A 22958-nucleotide genomic window follows, 5' to 3' on the forward strand; every position below is an offset into this window, starting at 1 on the left:
GCGTGGCGGTGTGGCTGCTGTCCCGCGCGCCGTCCGGCTCCGATGCCGGCCGGACCGCCGCCCCCTGCCCGCGTACACGATCGGTGTCCAGACCGATCTCAGCGGACCTCGTGCGGCGGACGGCCGCGCCCAGGAGCGCGGCGCCCGGCTGGCCGTCGAGCAGTTCAACCGCCGCGCCGACCGCGCCTTCGACCTGGCGTTGAAGGTCCGCGACGACCGCGGTGACGCCGGCGCCGCCGGCGCGGCGGCGCGCGCCCTGGTCGACGAGGGTGCCGTGGCGGTGCTCGGCCCGACCTCGCGGGAGACCGTCGCCGCCGTCGCCGGCACCTACCACAGCCACCACGCCGTGCTGATCAGCGTGGCGACCGGCATCGAGCAGGGCGACGTGTCGCAGGATCTCAACGACCCCAACTACTTCGAGATGCGTCCGCTGCACGACACGTTGGAGGTGCCGTACGTGCGCTACCTCGCGCTGCGCGGGGTGGGGCGGGTCGCCATCGTGGAGGACCGGCACGCCGGCGAGTATTCCTGGCGCATCCTGCGCGGCCGGCGCATGCATCCGCCCAACGGTGCGGCGGTGACCGGTCACCGGATCGCCGCCGGCAGCGAGGACTTCGCCTCCGTGGTGCGCGAGGCCCTGGCCACCCGCCCGGACGGCGTGCTGTACGCCGGCATCTCGCAACGCCGCGCCGCCCTGTGCGCGCGGGCTCTGGCGGCGCAGGGCTTCACCGGCTACCGGGGCGGCGTCGAGTACGCGCTGGGGCCGCAGTTCCTGGCGGAGGCCGGCGAGGCGGCGGAGGGCTGGTTCTTCGGCACCAGCTACGTCGATCCGGCGCGGCTCGACCCGGCACGCCGGTTCGCGGCCGACTACCGCGCCCGGTGGGGGCTCGCGGCGGACGCGCCCGTCGACCGCTTCGCCGCGGAGGCGTACGACGCGGTCCTCGCGGCGGCCGAGGCGATGCGGCAGCTGGCCGAGGAGCACGCGGACGTGGCGGCGGGCGGGCTGCGCAGGAAGCTCCGCCGCATCTCGTACCGGGGGATCACCAAGACGATCGCCTTCCATCAGGGCACCACGGCCTTCGAAGGCACGGGCGCGTTGTTCCTGTGGCAGATCAAGCAGGGTGTCCCGTACTTCCGCGGCCACTTCGAGGAAGCCGCCAAGGCTCCCTGACAGCCGGGCGGCGCACCCGGCGGGAACCCTCACCCGTGCTCCCGGGGCGGTCGTGCCGGAGCGCGGGCGGACACGCGGGGCGTCAGCCCGCGACCATCTCCGCCTCCGGCTCGCGCAGCGGCCACACGGGGTCGACGACGGCGTCCGGTGAGCCCTTGCGGCGCAGGAACGCCTGGAAGTCCGCCGCCCACGCCGCGTACCACGCGACCTGCCGGGTGTGCAGCTCCCCCGGGCTGAGGGCGGCCACCGCGCGGTGCCGCTCGGCTATGGCGCAGGCGACGAGCACCGCGGCCTGCGCGTCGGCGGCCGCCTCGTGGGCGCCGTCGAGCACGACGCCGTACTCCGCGCACACCGCTTCCAGGTTCCGCTTGCCGCGCCGGTAGCGGTCCACGGCCCGGTCGATGGTGTACGGGTCGATGACCGGGCCTATGGCGGCGCCGCCCAGCCGCTCCCCCAGCGACGGCAGGCCGTGCCGCCGCAGTTCGGCGGCGAGCAGGGTCAGGTCGAAGGCGGCGTTGTAGGCGACGACGGGCACGCCGCGCTCCCAGTGCGCGGCCAGGGCGGAGGCGACCTCGTCGGCGACCTCGCGGGCCGGCCGGCCCTCGGCGGCGGCGCGCTCGCTGCTGATGCCGTGGATGGCGGACGCCTGCGCGGGGATGAGGACGCCGGGGTCGGCGAGCCACTCGCGGCGGGCGAGGACCGCGCCGTCCCGCATCTCGACGACCGCGGCGGTGACGATGCGCGCCTCCCCCGGGTCGGTGCCCGTCGTCTCCAGGTCGAAGCCGACCAGTGCCTGCCCATGCCAGCGCATGCGAACCTCCTTCGTGGTGCCGCTCTCCACGCGGCGCCTCCCCCAGTGGGTCTTCACCCTCGCACGCGCCACTGACATCGCCCGGCGGCGATGCTGCGGCACCGTCACGACACAGGGCGCGAATCCACCCAGAACGACTCGAACTCCTCCCGATATGTCTCGAACAGACCGTGTTCGGTGTCGCTGCCCGACGTGACGACCGGGCGCCGCCCGCCCCGCAGCACCAGGACCGGCGCCTCCATACCGCGGGCCCGCCGCAGGTACGACTGGACGACGCCGACGCCGTCCGGCCCGTCACCGTCCACGAGGTAGGCGGTGAACCGGGGCGTCTCGTCGAACACCTGGATCTCGAAGGCGCCCGGGTCGCGCAGCCTGGCGCGGACGCGCCGCATGTGCAGGATGTTCATCTCCACGGACCGGCTCAGCTCGCCCTTCTTGATGCCGAGCTCCCGCTCCCGCCGCTTCACCGCGCTGCTCGCGGGGTTGAGGAACAGCAGCCGCACGCGGCACCCGGACTCGGCGAGGCGCACCAGCCGCCGCCCGGAGAAGTTCTGCACGAGCAGGTTGAGTCCTATGCCGATGGCGTCCAGCCGCCGCGCCCCGCCGAACAGGTCCTCGGCGGGCAGCTGCCGCTGGAGCCGCACGCGGTCGGGGTGCACCGACACCACGTCCGCGTACCGGTCCCCCACGAGGTCCTCGACGGCGTCGACCGGCAGCCGGTGCGCCGACGGCACGCCCGTGCTGCTGCCCAGGATCTCCAGCAGCCGCGCGGAGGCCCGCTCGGACTGGTCCAGGACCGTCCGGGACAGGGCCCGGTTGCGGGAGACCACGTTCCTGGTGACCTCCAGCTCGTCCAGGGCGAGCTCGACCTCGCGGCGCTCGTCGAAGTACGGCGCGAAGCACGGCCAGTGCTGCACCATCAGCTCGCGCAGCTGCGGGAGTGTCAGGAAGCTGAGGACGTTGTCGTCCGCCGGGTCCAGCAGGTAGCCCTTGCGGCGGGACACCTCCCGCACGGCGACCGCCCGCTGCACCCACTCCTGGCCGGCGGGCCCCGCGGCGGCCACCACCCAGTCGTCGCCGTGCATCGGTTCGTAGATGGGCCGCAGCACGGCGGCCACCACCGCCCGCAGCCGCTGTTCGACGAGATTGAGCCAGATGTAGGCGCGTCCCGCCCGCTGGGCGCGGGTGCGGACCTCGCTCCAGTCCTCGGCGTCCCACTCCAGCTCCGCGCCGATCTCCAGGGGCCGGGCGAGGAGACCGCGCCGGGCGGGACATCAGCGGGTTCTGCGGAGTTCCCCTCTTGACCTGCGTCGCCGTGGTCTGCGTCGCCGTGGCCCGAGTCGCCATGACCCGAGTCGCCTGGGGGCAGCTCCAGCCCTCCCGAGCTCACCCGCGCACCGCCTTCTGCTTCTTTCACACAACCGGTCTCCAACGATCAAGGAGAGTACTCCGGGAGAGGGAGCGCGTGCAGCCGGATGGGTGGCCCCACTTTCCCAACATCGTTTCCGGAGGCCGGTGTTCCGGGCCGTACCGGGGGTCGGAGTGAGCTGATTCATAGTGGTGGGGCCGCCCTCCGAGGGGCCGGCCGGCGGAGGGCGCGGGCCGCCGGGCGGCTCGCCCGGGACGTGCGGCCGTTCCGCGCCGCGAGGGACCCGGTGGAACGCGGGATTGACCGGGCCGCCGCCCCCGGGTCACCCGGTAGCACCGTCCGGCATGCTAGGCGGCGGGCCGACTTTGGTGGAGGATCGAGCGGAACCGAGTCGCCGGATCGAAGTGGAAGAGACGCGCCTATGCAGGTCTGGCCGGGACAGGCGTACCCCCTCGGCGCCACCTATGACGGCGCCGGGACGAACTTCGCGGTCTTCTCGGAGGCCGCCGACCGCATCGAGCTGTGCCTGCTGCACGAGGACGGCTCGGAGACCGCGGTGGAGCTGCGGGAGACCGACGCCTTCGTGCGCCACGCGTACCTGCCCGGGGTGATGCCGGGCCAGCGGTACGGCTTCCGGGTCCACGGCCCGTACGCCCCGGAGAGCGGGCTGCGCTGCAACTCCGCGAAGCTGCTTCTCGACCCGTACGCGCGTGCGATGGCGGGGACCATCGACTGGGACGAGGCGGTGTACGGCTACCACTTCGGCCGCCCGGACTCGCGCAACGACCTGGACTCCGCGCCGCACACCATGTCGTCCGTGGTGGTCAACCCGTACTTCGACTGGGGCGACGACCGGCCGCCCCGCACCGACTACCACCGGACGGTGATCTACGAGGCCCATGTGAAGGGCCTGACGATGACGCACCCGGCGCTGCCGAAGGAGCTGCGCGGCACCTACGCGGGCCTCGCGCACCCGGCGATCGTCGAGCACCTCACGGAGCTGGGCGTGACGGCGATCGAGCTGATGCCGGTGCACCAGTTCGTCCACGACCACCGCCTGGTGGACGCCGGGATGGCGAACTACTGGGGGTACAACACCATCGGCTACTTCGCCCCGCACAACGCGTACGCCTCCTGGGGCGACCGCGGCCAGCAGGTGCTGGAGTTCAAGTCGGCGGTCAGGTCGCTGCACAAGGCGGGCATCGAGGTCATCCTCGACGTGGTGTACAACCACACGGCGGAGGGCAACCACCTGGGGCCGACGCTGTCCTTCCGCGGCCTGGACAACCCCTCGTACTACCGGCTGGTGGAGGACAATCCGCGCTACTACATGGACACCACCGGCACCGGGAACTCGCTGCTCATGCGGTCCCCGCACGTACTGCAGCTGATCATGGACTCGCTGCGCTACTGGGTGACCGAGATGCACGTCGACGGGTTCCGCTTCGACCTGGCGGCGACCCTGGCCCGGCAGTTCCACGAGGTGGACCGGCTGTCGTCGTTCTTCGACCTGGTGCAGCAGGACCCGGTGGTCAGCCAGGTGAAGCTGATCGCCGAGCCCTGGGACGTCGGGGAGGGCGGCTACCAGGTGGGGAACTTCCCGCCGCTGTGGACCGAGTGGAACGGGATGTACCGGGACACCGTCCGCGACCTGTGGCGCGGCGAGCCGAGGACGCTCGCCGAGTTCGCGTCCCGGCTGACCGGCTCCTCCGACCTGTACCAGGACGACGGGCGGCGGCCCCTGGCCTCGGTGAACTTCGTGACCTGCCACGACGGCTTCACCCTGCGGGACCTGGTCTCGTACAACGAGAAGCACAACGACGCCAACGGCGAGAACAACCGCGACGGCGAGAGCCACAACCGGTCGTGGAACTGCGGGGTGGAGGGCGAGACCGACGATCCGGGCGTCCGGGCGCTGCGGATGCGGCAGATGCGCAACTTCATCGCCACGCTGATGCTGTCGCAGGGCGTGCCGATGATCAGCCACGGCGACGAGTTCGGCCGGACCCAGCACGGCAACAACAACGCCTACTGCCAGGACGGCGAGCTGGCCTGGGTGCACTGGCCGGGCGCCGCGGCGGCCGAGGCGGAGGAGGACGGGACCGAGGCGGCAGAGGCGGCCGAGGCGCGGGCGCTGCTGGAGTTCACCCGATCGATGGTGTGGCTGCGCCGCGACCACCCGGTCTTCCGGCGCCGGCGCTTCTTCCACGGCCGCCCGGTGGAAGGCACCCACGACGACCTGTCGGACATCGCGTGGTTCACCCCCGAGGGCCGCGAGATGACGGCCCGGGACTGGCAGGCGGCCTCCGCACGGGCGCTGTCGGTGTTCCTGAACGGGCACGCGATCTCGGAGCCGGGGCCACGCGGGGAGCGGATCTCGGACGACTCGTTCCTGCTGCTGTTCAACGCGAGTCCGGACGAGAAGGAGTTCGTCGTGCCGGTCAACCACGGCCGGCAGTGGCAGGTGGTCGTCGACACCGCCGTCCCCGAGGGCGTCGCCCCCGGCCAGGGCGACAAGGTGGCGGCGGGTGACCGGGTGACGCTGGTGGGCCGCAGCCTGGTGGTGCTGCGCCGCCCGGCGTGACCCCGCGCCGCCGGCCGCGGTCCGATCGGCCGCGCCGCAGGGTTGGCCCGTTCGGCGCAGTGGTCGGATGAGAGGATGAGAGACCCGCCGCGCAGCCGGGTACGTACGTCCGCATGACGCCTCACGCGCCTGTCGCCCCCTCGTCCACGTACCGGCTCCAGCTCCAGCCGGAGTTCCCGTTCGCCGCGGCCGCCGGCGCCGTGCCGTACCTGGCCTCGCTCGGGGTCACCCATCTGCACCTGTCGCCCGTGCTGGAGGCCGTGCCCGGTTCCACGCACGGGTACGACGTCACCGACCACAGCCGGGTGCGCGAGGAGCTCGGCGGCGAGGCGGGGCTGCGGGCGCTGGCGGCCACCGCGCGGGCCCACGGGCTGGGCCTCGTCGTGGACCTGGTGCCCAACCACATGGCCGCCGCGCTGCCGCACAACCGGCCCCTGTGGGAGGTGCTGCGGGACGGCCCGGCCTCCCCGTACGCCCGCTGGTTCGACATCGACTGGGACGCGGGCGGCGGCAAGGTGCTGCTGCCGGTGCTGCCGACCCGCATCGGGGACCTCCTCGGCGACCTGCGGGTGGACGCCGGGGAAGGGCTGCTGCGCCACGGCACGCAGGTCTTCCCGCTGCGGGAGGGCACCGCGGGGCTGCCCCTGCCGGAACTGCTCGACGCCCAGTGGTACCGGCCCGTGTGGTGGCGGCTGGCCCGCACGGAGCTGAACTACCGGCGGTTCTTCACCATCTCGGACCTCATCGGGGTGCGGGTGGAGGACCCGGAGGTGTTCGCGGCCACCCACGCCAAGGTGCTGGAGCTGGTGCGGGACGGGGTCGTGGAGGGGCTGCGGATCGACCACCCGGACGGGCTCGCGGACCCGGACGGGTACCTGGAGGCGCTGCGGGAGGCGGCGGGCGGGTCCTGCTGGATCGTGCTGGAGAAGATCCTGACCGGGGACGAGCGGCTCCCGGCGGACTGGCCGGTGGCGGGCACCACCGGGTACGACGCGCTGCGCCGGATCGACGGGCTGTTCGTCGACCCGGCGGGCGCCGAGGAGCTGGCGGAGCTGTACCGGCACGTCGCGGCCCCGGCCGGGGACCGCGGGGGCCACTGGGACGCCACGGCGCGCCGGGCGGCGTACAAGGTGGTGACGCACGAGCTGGCGGCGGAGGTGGCCTGCCTGACCCGGACGGCGGGCCGGGTCTGCGCCGCCTCCCCGGCCCTGCGCGACCACGCGCCGTGGGCGCTGCGGGCGGCGGTGCGCGAGCTGCTGATCCGGGTGCCGGTGTACCGGCCGTACCGGACGGGCGGGGAGCAGGTGCTGACCAAGGAGGCGGCGCTGGCGGCGAAGGGCACCTTCGCGGTGGCGGAGGAGGCGGCGGCGGTCGACGTGGTGCGGGACCTGGCGCTGGGCCGGCTCGGGGACGGGCCGGACCAGCGGGCGTTCCGCGCGCGGTTCGCGCAGACGGCGTCGGCGCTGCGGGCGAAGTCGGTGGAGGACACGGCGTTCTACCGGTACGTGCCGCTGCTGTCGGCGAACGAGGTGGGCGGGGACCCGGGGCGGCCGGCGGTGGCGCCGCGGGAGTTCCACGCCTACTGCGAGCGGATCGCCCGGGACTGGCCGCTGACCGGGACGGTGCTGTCGACGCACGACACCAAGCGCAGCGCGGACGTGCGGGCCAGGATCGCGGTGCTGTCGGAGTGCCCCGGCCGGTGGGCGAAGCTGCTGGGCGACGTGGCGCGGGTGCCGGCGCCCGACGGGCAGCTCGGCTGGTCCGCGTGGCAGACGGCCCTGGGGCTGGGCGGGCCCGGCGGCGACCGGTTGGCCGGTGCGCTGCTGAAGGCGGTGCGGGAGGCGGGGCTGCACACGAGCTGGACGGAGCAGGACCCCGGGTACGAGCGGGCGGTGGCGGAGTTCCTGGCGGCGGGCCCGGCGGGGGCGCTGCAGCACACCGTGGCGGAGCTGGCGCGGGAGCTCGCCCCGCACGTGCGGGCGAACGTGCTGGGCGCGGCGCTGCTGCACCTGGCGATGCCGGGCGTGCCGGACCTGTACCAGGGCACGGAGGCGGTGTACGAGGCGCTGGTGGACCCGGACAACCGGGCGCCGTTCCGGCAGGTGCCGCCCGACGAGAAGACGGCGCTGACGCGGGCGGCGCTGACGCTGCGGCGCCGGCGCCCGGAGGTGTTCGGGGCGGCCGGCACGTACGTGCCGCTGGCGGCGGACGGCCCGGCGGCGGAGCACTGCGTGGCGTTCTGCCGCTCGGGCGGGGTGGTCGTGGCGGTCACCCGGCTGTCGCTGCGGCTCGCGGAGGCGGGCGGCTGGGCCGGTACGGCGCTGGCGCTGCCGCCGGGGCGGTGGCGTGACGCACTGGCGGAGCCGGACGGCGGGGTCCATGCGGGCGGGCGCCCGGTGCCGCTCGCGGAGCTGTTCGCGACCCGGCCGGTGGCGCTGCTGGAAGACACCGAGTGAGCGGGCCTCCCGCCGTACGGCGGGACCGGCGGCGGCACCACCGGGCGACGCGCGGTGTGGCGGGGGCGGTCGGCGTGGCGGGTTCAGTCGGCGCGGCCGAGGCGGGCGGCGCGACGCAGGCGGTCGGCGCGGCGCAGGCGGTCGGCGCGGCGGCGGCCGGCGGTCAGGTACCGCCGAGCGGCCCCGGAGGGGACGGTCCGGCCTGCGGCCGGGAGTCGCCGGGCGCGGCCCGTACGGCGGCGGCCGGCGGTCAGGGGGTGTCGGGGCCGGGGAGGGCCTGGCGGGCGTCGAGGCGGAACGCCATGCGCCCGAAGGAGACCTCGTCGCCGGGGCGGACGACGACGGTGCCGGTCACCCGCCGCCCGTTGACGGTCGTGCCGTTCGTGGAGTTCAGGTCGCGCAGCATCCACAGCCCGCCCTGCCGGCTGAGTTCGGCGTGCAGCCGGGACACCGTCTCGTGGCTGAGCCGCAGTCCGTTCACCGGGTCGCGGCCTATGCGCAGCGGGTGCGGCCCCGGTTCCGGCAGGAGCAGCTTCGGCAGGCGCTCGGCCTGCCAGGCGCGCCCCAGCCGCGCCGTGAACGCGGACATGGCCTCGACCGCGCCGAACAGCCGCCGCGACCAGGGGCCGCCGCCGTCCGACAGATCCGCGGTGAGGGCGTGCAGCTCCTCGGAGTGGCGGGCGACCAGGGCCAGTTCCATGCGCCGCAGGAACGTGTCGTGCGACAGCTTGCCCTGCACCGCGCCCTCGCGCAGCAGTTCCACCGCGCGTTCCCGCTCGGCGTCCGACAGCCGCCTGGCGGGATGGGTCCGGGGCTCGAAGGGCGAGGTCACAAAGGTGATTGTCGGCCGGACACGCCGGAAGTGTCCAGACGAGGCATCGGGCTGTTGCCTGATCGGCGCATAGCCGTGGCCCGCCGATCCCGGTCTTGCCAGGATGGGGGGAGGGAACGCGGGGCGTGTCCGCGCGCCCCGCCGCACACGGGCATGCCGCACGTGCCGGGACTGCCGCAACCGGCAGAGCCGCCGGAGATGCCGGGACCGCAGGGGACCGGCCGAGGACGAGGGGATCGCCAGTGCTGTTCGAGGTGTGGGCGCCGAACGCGCGGGAGCGGGTCGAACTGGAACTGGACGGCGCGCGGCACCCGTTGGAACGGGACCCGCTGCGGGACGGGTGGTGGATGGCGGCGGTGGGCGCGCCCGCCGGGGAGCGCGGTGTGCCGGACGGAGCCCGGTACGGCTTCGCGCTGGACGGCGGCCCGGTCCTGCCGGATCCCCGCTCGCGCCGCCAGCCGGACGGCCCGGACGGGCTGAGCGCGGTCGTGGACCACGCCTCCCACACCTGGCGGCACACGTCTCCGGGGCGCGGTCTGCGGGCCGCCGTCCTGTACGAGCTGCATGTGGGGACGTACACCCCCGAAGGCACCCTGGACGCGGCGGCGGAGCGGCTCGGGCATCTGGTGGAGCTCGGTGTGACGCACGTGGAGCTGATGCCGCTGTGCCCGTTCCCCGGCCGGCACGGCTGGGGGTACGAAGGGGTGTCGCTGTGGGCGGTGCACGAGCCGTACGGCGGCCCGCAGGCGCTGAAGCGGTTCGTCGACACGGCGCACGGTCTGGGGCTCGGCGTGGTGCTGGACGTGGTGCACAACCACCTGGGCCCCTCGGGGAACCACCTGCCCGCGTTCGGCCCGTACTTCACGGACACCCACCACACCCCGTGGGGAGCGGCGGTGAACCTGGACGCGCCCGGTTCGGACGAGGTCCGGGCGTACCTGCTGGGCAGCGCCCTGGCCTGGCTGCGGGACTACCGGGTCGACGGCCTGCGGCTCGACGCGGTGCACGCGCTGGCGGACACGCGGGCGCTGCCGTTCCTGGAGGAGCTGTCGGCCGCGGTGGACGAGCTGGCGGAGGAGCAGGGCCGCGAGCTGTTCCTGGTCGCCGAGTCCGACCTGTGCGACCCCCGCACGACGCGGCCCCGCGCGGCGGGCGGCCTGGGGCTGCACGCCCAGTGGAACGACGACTTCCACCACGCGCTGCACACGGCGCTCACGGGTGAGGCGCAGGGCTACTACGCGGACTTCGCCCGGGCTCCGATGGCGGCGCTGGCCAAGACGACGAGCCGGGTCTTCTTCCACGACGGCACGTACTCCGCCTTCCGGGGCCGGACGCACGGCCGTCCCGTGGACCTGGCGACCACGCCCGCGCACCGCTTCCTCGGCTACGCGCAGACCCACGACCAGGTGGGCAACCGTGCGCAGGGCGACCGGCTTTCGGCGTCGCTCTCCCCCGGGCTGCTGGCCTGCGCGGCGGCGCTCGTCCTGACGGGGCCGTTCACGCCGATGCTGTTCATGGGCGAGGAGTGGGGGGCGGGCACGCCGTGGCAGTTCTTCACGGACCACACGGACCCGGAGCTCGCCGACGCGGTGCGGCGGGGCCGGCGGCGGGAGTTCGCGGAGCACGGCTGGCGGGAGGAGGAGGTTCCGGATCCGCAGGATCCGGCCACGCGGGACCGGTCCTGCCTTGACTGGGCCGAGCGGGAGAGGGAGCCGCACGCCCGGCTCCTGGCGTGGCACCGGCGGCTGATCGCGCTGCGGCTGTCCGAGCCCGATCTGACGGACCCCGACCTGACGGCGGTGCACGCGGTGTTCGACGAGGAGGCCCGCTGGTTCGCGTTCCGGCGCGGCGACGTGCGGGTCGCGGTGAACCTGGCGGACCGCCCGGCCCGCATCCCGCTGGGCGGCGACGGGGTGCGCGTGCTGGCCGCCTGGGAGCCGGTGTCGGTGCCGGACGGCGGGGCCGGCGAGCTGGTGCTGCCGCCGGAGTCGTGCGCGGTGATGGGCCGGGTGGACTGACGGGCCGACCGCGCCGTGCCCCCGCGCCCCACGTCCGGGGGACGGAGCGGCGGGGCTCGCGGGGCATGTCGTTGTGGCCGGGCAGCGGCTCGCGGGGGCTCCGGCACTGCGGCCGGGCAGCGGGCCAGGGCAGCGGCTCGCGGGAGCACCGCCGCCGCGGCCACAGCGACGGTGCTCCCGCGAACCCCGCAGCGGCTTGAGGAACACCGCGCGGCCGGGCAGCCGGGCGAGGCGCCGGGTCAGCTCATGGGCACCACGAGGTCGGCGCGGTCGCGGCCGGGGGCGACGAGCCGGGCGTTGGCCTCGTCGGACTCCCGGACCCAGCGCTCGGCGCAGGCGGGGTCCTTGCCGAAGCGGACGTGGCGCTCGACGAGCCGGCGGACCCGGTGGCGGTCGTCGAGCTCCAGGAACCAGGTCTCGTCCAGAAGGGACCGGACCGGCGCCCAGGCGGGGTCGTCCAGCAGCAGGTAGTTGCCTTCCGTGACGACGAGGGGGACCTCGGGCGGTACGGGGACGCTCCCGGCGACCGGCTCCTCCAGGGCCCGGTCGAAGGCGGGCGCGTACACCGTGACGCCGGGCTGCGGGGCCCGCAGCCGGGCGAGGAGGGCGGCGTACCCGGCGGCGTCGAAGGTGTCGGGGGCGCCTTTGCGCCCTGCGCGTCCGAGCCGGTCGAGTTCCGCCCGGGCGAGGTGGAAGCCGTCCATGGGCACCAGCGCGGCGAGCCCCCGAGCCGGTCCACGAGGCGGGCGGCCAGCGTGGACTTGCCCGCGCCCGGTGCGCCGGCGATGCCGAGCACGCGGCGGGTGCCGGGGGTGGCGAGGCGGCGGGCGCGGGCGGCGAGCGCGTCGAACTGCGGGGCGTCCATGGGCCCATTGTCCCGCCCGCACCGGCCGCCGCCCTCGGGTTGCGGCCGTCTCCGTGCCCATCCGTCCGCGGCGGGCGGTCCGGCGGGCCCACTCGTCCAGTCCTCAATTGCCAGCTACCGACCAGTAGTCGGAATGCCGCCCTCCGTCCACCATGTGACGCGAGCATGCCGAATCGCACCGCTCGCCCCCACGGAGGAGATCCCATGCACGGACGCAGCACCGCCCGACGCGGCACCGTCGCCCTCGCCGCCACCGCCGTCCTCACGATGGCCTGGCCCGCCCAGGCAACCGCCGCCGCGCCCGCCGCGCCCGCGGCCGCCCGGCGTCGCTCGCCGCGACGCACGGCGGCCTCGCCCAGCTCAAGGGCGTGGACTACGCGACCTGGCAGCGCGACGTGCAGGCCGCCGTCGCCCCGGCCCGCCCGTACATCGAGGATCGCACGGCCCGCGCTGCCGGGACCGGCGAGAAGCTCGCCCTGGTCCTGGACATCGACAACACGTCGCTGGAGACGGACTTCCACTTCTTCTGGGAGTACCCGACCCCGGCCGTCGCCCCGGTCCGCGACCTGGCGCAGTACGCCCACGCGCGCGGGGTGGCCGTCTTCTTCGTGACCGCCAGGCCGGGCATCATCCAGCACCTGACGGCCCACAACCTCGGAGCGGCCGGCTACCCGGTGGACGGCCTGTACGTCCGCGACCTGCCGGACCTCTTCGAGGAGGTCTCCGCGTACAAGACGGAGAAGCGCGCCGAGATCGAGGCGAAGGGCTACACCATCATCGCGAACATCGGCAACCGCCCCAGCGACCTCGCGGGCGGCCACGCGGAGCGCACCTTCAAGCTCCCCGACTACGACGGCAAGCTGTCCTGACCACCCCCTGATCCCGGACGGCCCCGGGGCGCGGCCACCGCGCCCCGGGACCCGCGCATCCCACCCGGCGCACACCTGCCGCGCTCCACCCGCATCCGGCCCACGGCGGGGCCCACCGCGGAAGGCCGGGCCGCCGGGCTCCCCGGGACGGCCCTGGCCGCCTGCGCGAGGAGGCGCGGGCGACGTGTCGTCCCCGGGTGCAGTCGTCCCGCCGCCCTCCGCCAGAAGCGGTCGGCCGGTCGGCTCAGGCCCCGCCCCGAGACGGCGCGCCCCTGAGCGCCGGCCCGGCCGCCGTCCTGTCGCCCCGTCAGGAGGCGGCCGCCGCCGGCCCCGCCCCGTGGCGGCGCGTCAGCGGGTTGGAGTCGATGGAGTTGTGGATGGCGAAGCTCACGGCGTCCGGGCGGTAGCGGTCGTCGGAGCACTCGACGGGGCGTCCCTCACGGGTCGTGGTCACCCGCCACACCCGCAGCAGCGGGCTCCCCCGCCGGATCCCGAGCAGGTCGGCGTCCCGTGTGCCCGCGGCGGTCGCGTCGATGGTGTGCTCCCCGTACGCGAAGACCAGCCCCGCGTCCTCGCGCAGCCGCCGGGTGACGGACGGGCAGTCCGGCTCGATCCGCTCGACCGCATCCGCGATCCAGTCCGCGTACACGGTCCGCTCGACGAGCACCCGCTCCCCGTCGAGCCCGCGCACCCTCAGCACGTACAGCACGGGCGCGCCGGTGCGGACGTGGAGGGCCGCGGCCTCCTGGGCGGTCGCCGGGCGGCGCTCGCTCCCCACCACCTCGCCGGTCGCGGTGCGCCCCATGGCGCGGGCCCACTCGGCGAAGCTGCGCAGCTCCGCGAAGCTCTGGCTGCGGCGGCTGGCCAGCACCACGCGCCGGGCGCCCTGGCGGGCACCGACCAGCCCCTCCGCGGTCAGCGCGGCGACCGCCTGCCGCACCGTGCCGCGCGACACCCCGTACCGGGTGGCGAGTTCGGCCTCCGAAGGGAGCCTCGCCCCTACCGGGTACTCCTGGGCGTCGATCGCCTTCCTCAGCTCGTCCGCGATCCGCTCGTGCCGCGCCGCCACGACCCTCCGTCCCCACACCTGCTGTTGTGCGCACCGATGTCCTCGATCGACCAGCGTAGACGAGCCATCACCCGGATGGACGCCGTTCGCGACCGCTCGCCGCCGTCCTGCCGTACCCCCTGTCCCGCCGCCGGTGATACGGGTGCCCGAGTGTTCATCGAGGGCGTTCCGCCCTTCTCTCCATGTTCACTTTCCCGCCATTCCCGGCGGGCCTACTGAGGCCGACTTGTTCAAACAAGTGGCCGTCTTCTTCCCCCAGGAGAGATCGTGAGCGTGTCCGTCCCCAGAGCCGCCCTCCTCGTCAGCGGCCTCACCGCCGCGGCCCTCGGCCTCACCGCCTGCGGCAGCGCACCCGAAGCGAAGGCACCAGCCGCGGGCGCCGGCGGCAAGAGCGCCGCCACCGCCACCTCCGCCGCGGAGTTCGGCGGCATGGAGGCGCTGATCGCGGCCGCCAGGAAGGAAGGCACCCTCCACGCGATCGCCCTCCCCCGCGACTGGGCCAACTACGGAGCCGTGATCGACGGGTTCACCGCGAAGTACGGCATCGAGGTCAAGGTCGAGAACCCGGACGCCAGCAGCCAGGACGAGATCAACGCGGTCACCTCCCGCAAGGGCCAGGACCGCGCCCCCGACGTGCTCGACCTCGGCCAGTCCTTCGCGATCAGCGCCGCGCAGCAGGGCCTGCTGGCCCCGTACCGGGTCGAGGCGTACGACAGGATCCCCGAGGGCCAGAAGGACGCCGAGGCGCGCTGGTACAACGACTACGGCGGCTACGTCTCCATCGGCTGCGACGCCAAGCGCGTCAAGGAGTGCCCGAAGACCTTCAAGGACCTGCTCGAGCCGGTCTACAAGGGTCAGGTCTCGCTCAACGGCAACCCCACCAAGTCCGGTTCGGCCTTCGCCGGGGTGTACGCGGCGGCCCTCGCCAACGGCGGCTCCTTCGACGACATCCAGCCGGGCCTGGACTTCTTCGCGAAGCTGAAGGAGAACGGCAACTACACCCCGGTCGAGGCCACTCCGGCCACCGTCGAGAAGGGCGAGACGCCCATCACCATCGACTGGGACTACCTGAACGCCGGGTACGCCGAGGAGTTCCGGAGCAAGGGCGTCGACTGGCAGGTGCACGTGCCCGCCGACGGAAAGTTCTCGCAGTACTACTCGCAGGCCGTCAACAAGGACGCCCCGCACCCGGCCGCCGCACGGCTGTGGCAGGAGTACCTCTACAGCGCCGAGGGCCAGAACCTGTGGCTGAAGGGGTATGCCCGTCCCGTGCTGCTCCCGGCCATGGAGCAGGACGGCACCGTCGACAAGGCGGCCGCCGCGAAGCTGCCGAAGGTCGACGGCACGCCGTCCTTCCCGACCGAGGCCCAGCAAGCCGCCGCCAAAAAGGCCCTCGCCCAGGGCTGGGGCGCGGCGGTCGCCGGCTGACGACGCCATGACCGACCCCATCCCCACCGCACCGGGCGCCGCGGGCCCCCCGGCGGCCCCGGCGCCCGCCCGGACGGGCTCCGTCCCGTCCGCGGCGGGCCCGGCACAGGCCGCGACACCCCCGGCCGCCGCTCCCGCGCCCTCGGCTCCCGCACAGGCGGGCCCGGCTCAGGTCCCGGCGCCCGGGGGCCGCGGGCCCGCCGCGGCGGCCCCACTCGCCCCGACCGACCCGGCCGTCCCCTGTACCACGACCGACACCGCCGGCTCATATGCCTCCGACACGTCACTCACCGCCACCGCAGCGGCCTCACACAGGCAGGCGGCTGCCGCGGCTTCCGCCGCCGCCCTCAGCCGGTCCACGGTCCCCGCGGCCCGTCCAGGCGGGGCGCAGGGGCCCGCGGTCGCCGCGAGCGAGCCTGCCGACGGCGTGACCGCCCCGCACGGCGGTCCCGCGGACCGGTCGGCTCCGTCCGGGGCGCCGCCGAGGCCGCCCCCTCCCCCACCGCACCCGCCGCGGGCAAGGCGCGGGGGCGGCGGGGCCGGGGCGGAGGGCTCGCCGTGCTGCCGCTGCTCGTGTTCGTCGCCGTCTGCTTCGGGCTGCCCGCGTTCGCCATGGTCACCGGCGCGTTCACCGCCGAGGACCCGGCCACCGGCGCCACCGCCTTCACCACGGGGAACCTCACCGCCTCCTGGGAAGGGGCGTACCTGACCGCGCTCACCGGCAGCGTCAAGCTGTCCGCCACGGCGGCCGTCGTCGCCGGGGTCCTGGGGCTCGTCCTCGCCCAGGCGGTGGTGTCCAGCGGCAGCAGGGCCCTGCGGGACGCGGTGTCCACCGCGTCGGGCGTCCTCGCCAACTTCGGCGGCGTCCCGCTCGCGTTCGCGTTCGTCGCCACCCTCGGCAACTCCGGCGTCCTCACCCGCCACCTGCGCCTCGGAGAGCACGGCTGGAGCCTCTACAGCTTCTGGGGCCTCACCCTCACCTACCTGTACTTCCTCGTGCCGCTGATGGTGCTCGCCATCACCCCCGCCCTCGACGGCCTGCGCACCCAGTGGCGCGAGGCCGCGCGCAGCAGCGGCGCCACCGGGGCGCAGTACTGGCGGCACGTCGCCCTGCCGGTCCTCACGCCCTCCCTGCTCGGCGGGCTGGTCCTGCTCTTCGGCAGCTCGTTCGCCGCGCACGCCACCGCTGCCGCCATCGTGGGCAGCTCCGTGCCCCTCGTCACCCTCCAGATCGCGGACGCCCTCTCCGGCAACGTCCTCGTCGGGCAGGAGAACGTCGCCCTGGCCCTCAGCCTGGACATGGTGGCCATCGCGGGGCTCGTCATGGCCGTGTACATCCCCCTGCAACGACGGAGCACCCGATGGCTGCACTGACGACGACCCGCCCCGCGGCCCGGCGCCCGGCAGCCCGGCGCCCGGCCCTGTGGCGGCTGCTCGTGCTCGGCTGCGCGGGGGTGTACTTCCTGCTGCCGCTGGCCTCCTCGGTGGTCTTCACCGTCGACGTGCCGGGCCGCGGCTTCACCCTGGAGGCGTACGAGCGGATCGCCGGCACCGAGGGCTTCGCCTCCAGTCTGTTGCTGTCCCTGCAACTGGCCGCGGCCACCATCGCCGTCGTCCTGCTGCTGATGGTGCCCGCGATGGTGGCGCTGCGGCTGGGCGCGCCCCGGCTGCGGCCGGTGGTGGAGGCGGTGTGCTCGCTGCCGCTCGTCGTGCCGCCGATCGCGTTCGTGGCCGGGATCGGCACCGTGCTGCGCTGGGGGCCCGACCACCTGGCCGCCACACCGCTGTTCCAGACGTTCGTAGCGGTCCAGAACCCGGACTTCCCCGTCGTCCTCGTCCTCGCCTACGCGGTCATGGCGCTGCCGTTCGTCTACCGGGCGCTGGACGCGGGGCTGCGCGCCGTCGACGTGCGGACCCTCGCCGAGGCCGCCCGCAGCTGCGGCGCCGGATGGCCCCGGGCCCTGGTCGCCGCGGTGCTGCCGAACCTGCGGACGGCGCTGCTGAACGCCTCGTTCCTGACCCTGGCGCTGGTGCTCGGCGAGTACACCGTGGCGCAGCTCCTCGGCTTCGCGCCCTTCGCCGTCTGGATCGTGAACGTGTCCGGCTCGCAGGCGCAGCTGTCCGTCGCGGTGTCCGTGATGAGCCTGCTGGTCACCTGGGCGCTGCTGCTCGCGCTGGCGTTCCTCGCCGGGCGCCGCCCCTCCTCTCGTACGACCCCTCAGGAGTGACTGACCGTGGCAGACACCATGGCGACCCCCACCGCCCCCACCGCGACGGCGGGCCGTTCGGGCCCCGGGCCCGCCTCCGTCGAGTTCCGCGCCCTGCGGCGGGACTTCGGCGGCACCGTCGCCCTGGACGGGCTGGACCTGTCCGTGCGGCCCGGCGAACTCCTCGCCCTGCTCGGGCCGTCCGGCTGCGGCAAGACCACGGCGCTGCGCATGCTGGCCGGCTTCGAGCACCCGGACTCCGGTGAGGTGCTGGTCGACGGAGAGAACGTCACGCGGGTCCCCGCCCACCGCCGGGACACCGGGATGGTGTTCCAGTCGTACAGCCTCTTCCCGCATCTGAACGCGGTGGGCCGCGTCCCGATGGCCGGCCCGGAGCTGCTGCTGCTCGACGAACCGTCGCTCGGGCTGGCCCCGCTGATGGTGGAGCGGATCGCGGACGTGGTGCGGCGCATCCACGCGCAGGGCACGTCCGTGCTGCTGGTGGAGCAGAACGCCACGATGGCCCTCGGTCTCGCCGACGCGGCCTGCGTCCTCGACGTCGGGGAGGTCCGCCTGGCGGGCCCCGCGCGGGAGCTCGCCAGGACCGGCGCCGTGCGCCGCCTGTACCTGGGGGAGCCGCTCGCCGCCGACGCCCCGTCCTCCTCGGGCCGGGGGCGGCGTGACGGGCCCCGCACCGGCGGCCGCGACCGCCGCCCCGCCGCCCCTGCACGTACGCGGCGTGACCGTGCGCTTCGCCGGGCTCACCGCACTGGACGCGGTGTCGTTCACCGTGGCCCCCGGCTCGGTGCACGCCCTGATCGGCCCCAACGGCGCCGGGAAGTCGACGTGCTTCAACGTCCTGTCGGGGCTGTGCCGCCCCGCCGCGGGGTCCGTCCTGCTGGGGGACGCGGACCTGACCCGGCTGGCCCCGCACCGCAGGGCCGCGCTGGGAGTGGCCCGTACGTTCCAGAACATCGTCACCACCGCCGGCACGGTCGCCGACAACCTGCTCCTGGGGCGCCACGCCCTGTCCCGGACGGGGTTCGCCGCGGCCGCGCTGCGGCTGCCCCGGGTGGCCCGCGAGGAGCGCGCCCAGCGCGAGCGGGCCCGCGAGATCGCCGAACTGACCGGGCTGGGCGGGCATTTCCACAGTCCGGTGGCCTCACTGCCGTACGGCGACCGCAAACGGGTGGAGCTGGCCAGGGCACTGTGCCTGGAGCCCCGCGTGCTGCTCCTCGACGAACCGGTCGCCGGGATGAACGCCGCCGAGCGGGCGGCCGCCGTGGAGGTGATCGGGGAGGTGCGCGAGCGGCTCGGCCTGTCCGTGCTGCTCGTGGAGCACGACATGGGCCTCGTGATGCGGCTCGCCGACGAGGTCACGGTGCTGGACTTCGGGCGGCGCATCGCCTGCGGCACCCCGGACGCCGTACGCCGGGACCCTGAGGTCCTGCGCGCCTACCTGGGCGGCGCGGCGGCCGAGGCGGAGGGGACGGCCGCAAAGGACAGTGCCCCTGCGGCAGACGCGATGGAGGCGGAAGCCGCTGCGGAGGCGGCGGACGCGGCACAGGCGGCGGACGCGGCACAGGCGGCGGACGCGGCACAGGCGGTGGACGCAGCAGACGCGGAAGCCGCGGTGGCGGCGGACCGTACGGCGGAGACCCGCGGGACCGCCGGGACGCAGCAGGCCGCCGGGACGCACCGGCACGCCACGGCGCACCGGGCCGCCGGAGCGGACGGAACGCTCCCGGCGGCCGGGGCCGGCGAGGCGGACGGAGCGGCCCGGGCGGACGGCTCCGCCCCTGCGGGCAGGCCGACCGGCGAGGCGGCCGGGGGGCGGCGAGGCGGACGGGGCGGCAGACGCAGCCGGGTCCGCCGAGACCGAGGGGGCGGGCGGATGAGCGGCATGCTGGACATCGTCGTCACGGGACTGTCCCTGGGCTGTGTGTACGCGCTCATCGCGCTCGGCTTCGTGCTGGTCTTCCGGGCGTCCGGCGTCCTGAACTTCGCCCACGGCTCCTTCCTGCTGCTCGGCGGCTACCTCGTGGCCGTGCTGCGGCCCGCCCTCGGGTTCGCCGGCGCGCTGGCGGCGGCCGCCGTGGCGACAGCGGCGGTGGCCGGGGCGGTCGACCTGCTGCTGCGGTACGGGGACGACACGCGGGCCGCCCACGTGCAGACCATCGCCACGATCGGGATCGACATCCTGCTGGTGACGGAGCTGACCCGGCGCATCGGCGGCGACCTGCTGCCGCTCGGCGACCCGTGGGGCGGCGCCGTCCTCACCGCCGGGCCGGTGGGCATCGCCCACAGCCGGCTCGCCGCGATCGCGGTGTGCGCCGCGGCGATCGGCGCGGTGTTCGCGGCGTTCCGCTTCACCCGCTGGGGCCTGGCGCTGCGGGCCGCCGCGGAAGAGCCCGAGGCTGCCGCCCTGATGGGCGTCAGGCTGGGCAGGGTCCGGGCCGCCGCCTGGTGCGTGGGAGGCGCCCTCACCGTGCTGGCGGTGGTCTTCCTGGTCGCGTTCCCCGCGCCCGGACTGGACCGTACGACGGGGCAGATCGCCCTCAAGGCGTTCCCCGCCGCGATCCTGGGCGGTCTCGCCTCGCCGCCGGGGGCGCTGGTGGGCGGGCTGCTGATCGGGCTGACCGAGGCGGCAGCGGGGGGCTACCAGACCGAACTGAGCGCGCTGGGCGAGGGCTTCGGGGACGTCGTGCCGTACGTGGTGATGCTGCTGGTGCTCCTGGTGCGGCCCTCCGGGCTGCTCGGCGGGAAGGGGACGGCCCGTGTCTGAGCTCCGCATCCGGCCCGCGCGGGCCGCGGCCCGGACCGCCGGCGTGGTCGTCCTGTGCGCCCTGCCGTTCTACGCCGACGCGTACTGGCTGCGCACCGGGGTGTTCGCCATGGCCGCCGCGATCGGCGCCGTCGGCCTGACCCTCCTGACCGGCACGGCGGGGCAGCTGTCGCTGGGGCACGCCTTCTTCCTCGCTGTCGGGGCGTACGGCTACGTGTGGCTGGCCGGCGATCCGGGGGCCGGGCTGCCGCCGATGGCGGCGATGGTGCTGGCGGTGCTGCTCTCGGGGCTCGCGGGCGGGCTGTTCAGCCCGGTCGCGGGGCGCGTCAAGGGCGTCTACCTCGGTGTGGCGACGCTGGCACTGGTCTTCGTCGGCCACCACGTGCTGCTGACGGCGGACTCGGCGACGGGCGGCTTCAACGGCCGGTCCGTGCCGCCGATGTCGGTCGGCGGGTTCGCCTTCTCGGCGGACGGTCCGGAGCTGGTCGTGCTGGGCGTGCCCTTCGGAGCCGAGGAGCGGCTGTGGTACCTGGGCCTGGCGCTGCTCGCGGTCACCTGGGTCACCGCGCGGGGCGTCCTGCGGTCCCGGCCGGGCCGCGCGCTGGCCGCACTCCGCGACAGCGAGACCGCGGCCGCCGTGATGGGGGTCGCCGTCGCCCGGCACCGGGCGGCCGCGTTCGTCCTGTCGTCGATGTACGCCGGGCTCGCCGGGGTGCTGCTCGCGCTCGCGTTCCGCCGGGTCGTGCCGGACCACTTCGGGCTGGTGCTGTCCGTGGACTACCTCGCGATGGTGGTGCTCGGCGGCCTCGGCTCCGTGGGCGGCGCCACCGCCGGGGCGGTCTTCGTCACGGCGCTGCCCCTGGTCCTCGCGCGCTACGCGGACGTGCTGCCGCTCGTCGGCGCGGAGGGCACGGACGCCGCGCTCGGCCCGACGGAGGCGGGCCGCTACCTGTACGGGGCGGCGATCGTGCTGGTCCTGCTGTACGCGCCGGAGGGCCTGCGCGGACTCGCGTACCGCCTCCGGTCGCGCCTGTCGGCCGGCGGGGCCGCCGGCCGCCGGAAGGCGGGGCGCAGGCCGTCCGGCACCCCGCCGACCGGGCCGCCCTCCGACCGCGCCGCGCCCGGATCGGGCCCCGATCCCGAACCGTCCACCGCACACGCCAAGGAGCAGCTGCCGTGACCCTCACCCGCTTCCTCCACCGCACCACCGGGACCGCCGCGGCCGCGACCGCCGCCCTGCTGCTCCTGGCGTCCGCCGGGTGCAGCAGCAAGGCGGGCGGCGGGGACACCGGGGACCGCACCGGCGCCGACGGCGTCAGGACCGGCCCCGGTGTGACCTCGACGACCCTCACCCTGGGCGCGCTCACCGACCTGACGGGGCCCTACGCCACCCTCGGCAGGAGCGTCGTGCAGGCGCAGCAGCTGTGGGCGGACGAGGTCAACGCCAAGGGCGGGATCTGCGGCCGGAAAGTCGAGATCCGGGTGAAGGACCACGGCTACGACGTGCAGAAGGCGGTCGCCGCCTACGCCGAGCTCTCCCCCGAGGTGGTCGCGCTGCCGCAGGTCATCGGGTCGCCGGTGATGGCCGCGCTGCTCGACGACCTCACCCGTGACAGCATGCTGACGTTCCCCCAGGCGTGGGCCGGCTCCCTGCTCGGCAAGGAGCCGGTGCAGGTGCTCGGCACCACATACGACGTCGACATGATCGCCGCGGTGGACTTCCTGACCCGCGAGAAGGGCCTGCGGGCCGGCGACACCATCGGCCACGTGTACTTCGAGGGCGACTACGGAGCGGGCGCCCTCGAAGGCTCCTCCTGGGCGGCCGGGAAGGCCGGGCTGAAGGTCACCGGCCTGAAGATCAAGGCGACCGACACCGACCTGTCCGCGCAGGTGTCGGCGCTGCGCACGGCGGGCGTCAAGGCCGTGCTGGTCAGCGCCGGTCCCGCGCAGACCGCCTCCCTGGTGGGCGTGGCGGCCTCCCGGGGTCTGGACGTCCCCGTGGTGAGCAGTGCGCCCGGCTTCGCGCCGCAGCTGATGCGGACCCCCGCGGCGCCCGCGCTCGCCGGGTCGCTCCACGTGGTCAGCGCCGCCCCGCCGGTCGGCTCGGACCTCCCCGGGGTGCGGGCGATGGCCGCCGCGTACGGGAAGGAGTTCCCCGACTCGCCGCTCGACTCCGGTGTCCTGTCCGGCTACAACGCCGCCCGGCTGATGGGCACCGGGCTGGCGGCGGCGTGCGAGGCGGGCGACCTCACCCGGGCCGGTGTGGTGCGCGCGCACCGCGCGCAGAGCAGCGCCGACGCGGGTCTCGGCATGCCGCAGGACTTCTCGGACGTGGCGCGCCCCGCGAGCGTGAAGACGTACGTCCTCAAGCCCGACGCCGAGGTGCCCGGCGGCCTGGTGACGGTCGAGGACGCCCGGGAGGCGCCGGGCGTGCGCGCGTACCTGGACGCGCGCGCGGGCTGACCGCGCCCCCTGGGAGGGGCTGCCCCCGCCC

At 75.2% G+C, this 22958-nt stretch carries 14 protein-coding genes and 4 pseudogenes; 13 read left to right on the top strand and 5 right to left on the bottom strand.

All coding sequences use genetic code 11. The features are described 5' to 3' along the window. Nucleotides 1–1171 (top strand): ABC transporter substrate-binding protein (locus L6E17_RS27900; RefSeq protein WP_236243435.1); only part of this gene is annotated, 1171 nt, incomplete at its 5' end. A gap of 82 nt (nt 1172–1253) precedes the next feature. On the opposite strand, the gene L6E17_RS27905 is transcribed toward L6E17_RS27900, so the two are convergent. Both L6E17_RS27905 and L6E17_RS27910 read right to left on the bottom strand, forming a co-directional pair. After that, nucleotides 1254–1982 carry a 3'-5' exonuclease gene (locus L6E17_RS27905; RefSeq protein WP_236243436.1) on the bottom strand — a complete coding sequence of 243 codons (729 nt, stop codon included), beginning with the start codon at nt 1980–1982 and terminating at the stop codon, nt 1254–1256. 104 nt (nt 1983–2086) lie between these two features. Then, a pseudogene (locus L6E17_RS27910) lies at nt 2087–3372 on the bottom strand (SAV2148 family HEPN domain-containing protein). A 400-nt stretch (nt 3373–3772) separates the two neighbouring features. On the opposite strand from L6E17_RS27910, the gene glgX reads away from it, so the two are divergent. After that, on the top strand, nt 3773–5935 hold the full coding sequence (gene glgX, locus L6E17_RS27915) for a glycogen debranching protein GlgX (protein ID WP_236243437.1): 2163 nt from the start codon (nt 3773–3775) through the stop codon (nt 5933–5935). 113 nt (nt 5936–6048) lie between these two features. Further along, the gene (gene treY, locus L6E17_RS27920; protein WP_236243438.1) at nt 6049–8391 is read left to right on the top strand and encodes a malto-oligosyltrehalose synthase; all 2343 of its coding nucleotides are present in this window, start codon (nt 6049–6051) and stop codon (nt 8389–8391) included. 250 nt (nt 8392–8641) lie between these two features. Here the strand turns inward: treY and L6E17_RS27925 are convergent, their stop codons facing one another. Next, nucleotides 8642–9223 carry a DUF1707 and FHA domain-containing protein gene (locus L6E17_RS27925; protein ID WP_236243439.1) on the bottom strand — a complete coding sequence of 194 codons (582 nt, stop codon included), beginning with the start codon at nt 9221–9223 and terminating at the stop codon, nt 8642–8644. A 242-nt stretch (nt 9224–9465) separates the two neighbouring features. On the opposite strand from L6E17_RS27925, the gene treZ reads away from it, so the two are divergent. Next, nucleotides 9466–11241, top strand: coding sequence for a malto-oligosyltrehalose trehalohydrolase (treZ, locus tag L6E17_RS27930; RefSeq protein ID WP_236243440.1), 1776 nt, complete (start codon nt 9466–9468; stop codon nt 11239–11241). Between the two features lie 239 nt (nt 11242–11480). On the opposite strand, the pseudogene L6E17_RS27935 reads toward treZ, so the two are convergent. Beyond that, nucleotides 11481–12106 (bottom strand): annotated as a pseudogene (locus L6E17_RS27935) (nucleoside/nucleotide kinase family protein). A 368-nt stretch (nt 12107–12474) separates the two neighbouring features. Between L6E17_RS27935 and L6E17_RS27940 the strand changes: the two are divergent. Further along, nucleotides 12475–12975, top strand: a complete 501-nt coding sequence (locus L6E17_RS27940) for an HAD family acid phosphatase (protein WP_374109169.1) — start codon at nt 12475–12477, stop codon at nt 12973–12975. Between the two features lie 307 nt (nt 12976–13282). Here L6E17_RS27940 and L6E17_RS27945 read toward each other — a convergent pair whose 3' ends face one another. Continuing rightward, a complete protein-coding gene (locus L6E17_RS27945; RefSeq protein WP_236243441.1) occupies nt 13283–14044 on the bottom strand; it encodes a GntR family transcriptional regulator in 762 nt (253 codons plus the stop codon). 267 nt (nt 14045–14311) lie between these two features. Between L6E17_RS27945 and L6E17_RS27950 the strand changes: the two genes are divergently transcribed. The 8 genes and pseudogenes from L6E17_RS27950 to L6E17_RS27985 all read left to right on the top strand — a co-directional run bounded on the left by L6E17_RS27950 (nt 14312) and on the right by L6E17_RS27985 (nt 22927). Beyond that, complete coding sequence (locus L6E17_RS27950) at nt 14312–15472, top strand: ABC transporter substrate-binding protein (protein WP_236243442.1); 1161 nt, start codon at nt 14312–14314, stop codon at nt 15470–15472. Nucleotides 15473–16030: 558 nt separating this feature from the next. Beyond that, on the top strand, nt 16031–16846 hold the full coding sequence (locus L6E17_RS27955; protein ID WP_308315944.1) for an ABC transporter permease subunit: 816 nt from the start codon (nt 16031–16033) through the stop codon (nt 16844–16846). Next, nucleotides 16834–17700, top strand: coding sequence for an ABC transporter permease (locus L6E17_RS27960; RefSeq protein ID WP_236243443.1), 867 nt, complete (start codon nt 16834–16836; stop codon nt 17698–17700). The genes L6E17_RS27955 and L6E17_RS27960 overlap by 13 nt, the downstream gene beginning before the upstream one ends. An 18-nt stretch (nt 17701–17718) precedes the next feature. Then, nucleotides 17719–17982: pseudogene (locus L6E17_RS27965) on the top strand (ATP-binding cassette domain-containing protein); the annotation flags it as partial. A 376-nt stretch (nt 17983–18358) separates the two neighbouring features. Next, nucleotides 18359–19144, top strand: a pseudogene (locus L6E17_RS27970) (ABC transporter ATP-binding protein); the annotation flags it as partial. A gap of 429 nt (nt 19145–19573) precedes the next feature. Then, complete coding sequence (locus L6E17_RS27975; protein WP_236243518.1) at nt 19574–20464, top strand: branched-chain amino acid ABC transporter permease; 891 nt, start codon at nt 19574–19576, stop codon at nt 20462–20464. Next, the gene (locus tag L6E17_RS27980) at nt 20457–21644 is read left to right on the top strand and encodes a branched-chain amino acid ABC transporter permease (protein WP_236243444.1); all 1188 of its coding nucleotides are present in this window, start codon (nt 20457–20459) and stop codon (nt 21642–21644) included. The genes L6E17_RS27975 and L6E17_RS27980 overlap by 8 nt, the downstream gene beginning before the upstream one ends. After that, nucleotides 21641–22927 carry an ABC transporter substrate-binding protein gene (locus tag L6E17_RS27985; RefSeq protein WP_236243445.1) on the top strand — a complete coding sequence of 429 codons (1287 nt, stop codon included), beginning with the start codon at nt 21641–21643 and terminating at the stop codon, nt 22925–22927. Before L6E17_RS27980 ends, L6E17_RS27985 begins: the two co-directional genes overlap by 4 nt. The last annotated feature ends 31 nt before the right edge of the window (nt 22928–22958 follow it).

This window comes from Streptomyces sp. CC228A (assembly GCF_021390935.1).
Taxonomy (GTDB): Bacteria; Actinomycetota; Actinomycetes; order Streptomycetales; family Streptomycetaceae; genus Streptomyces.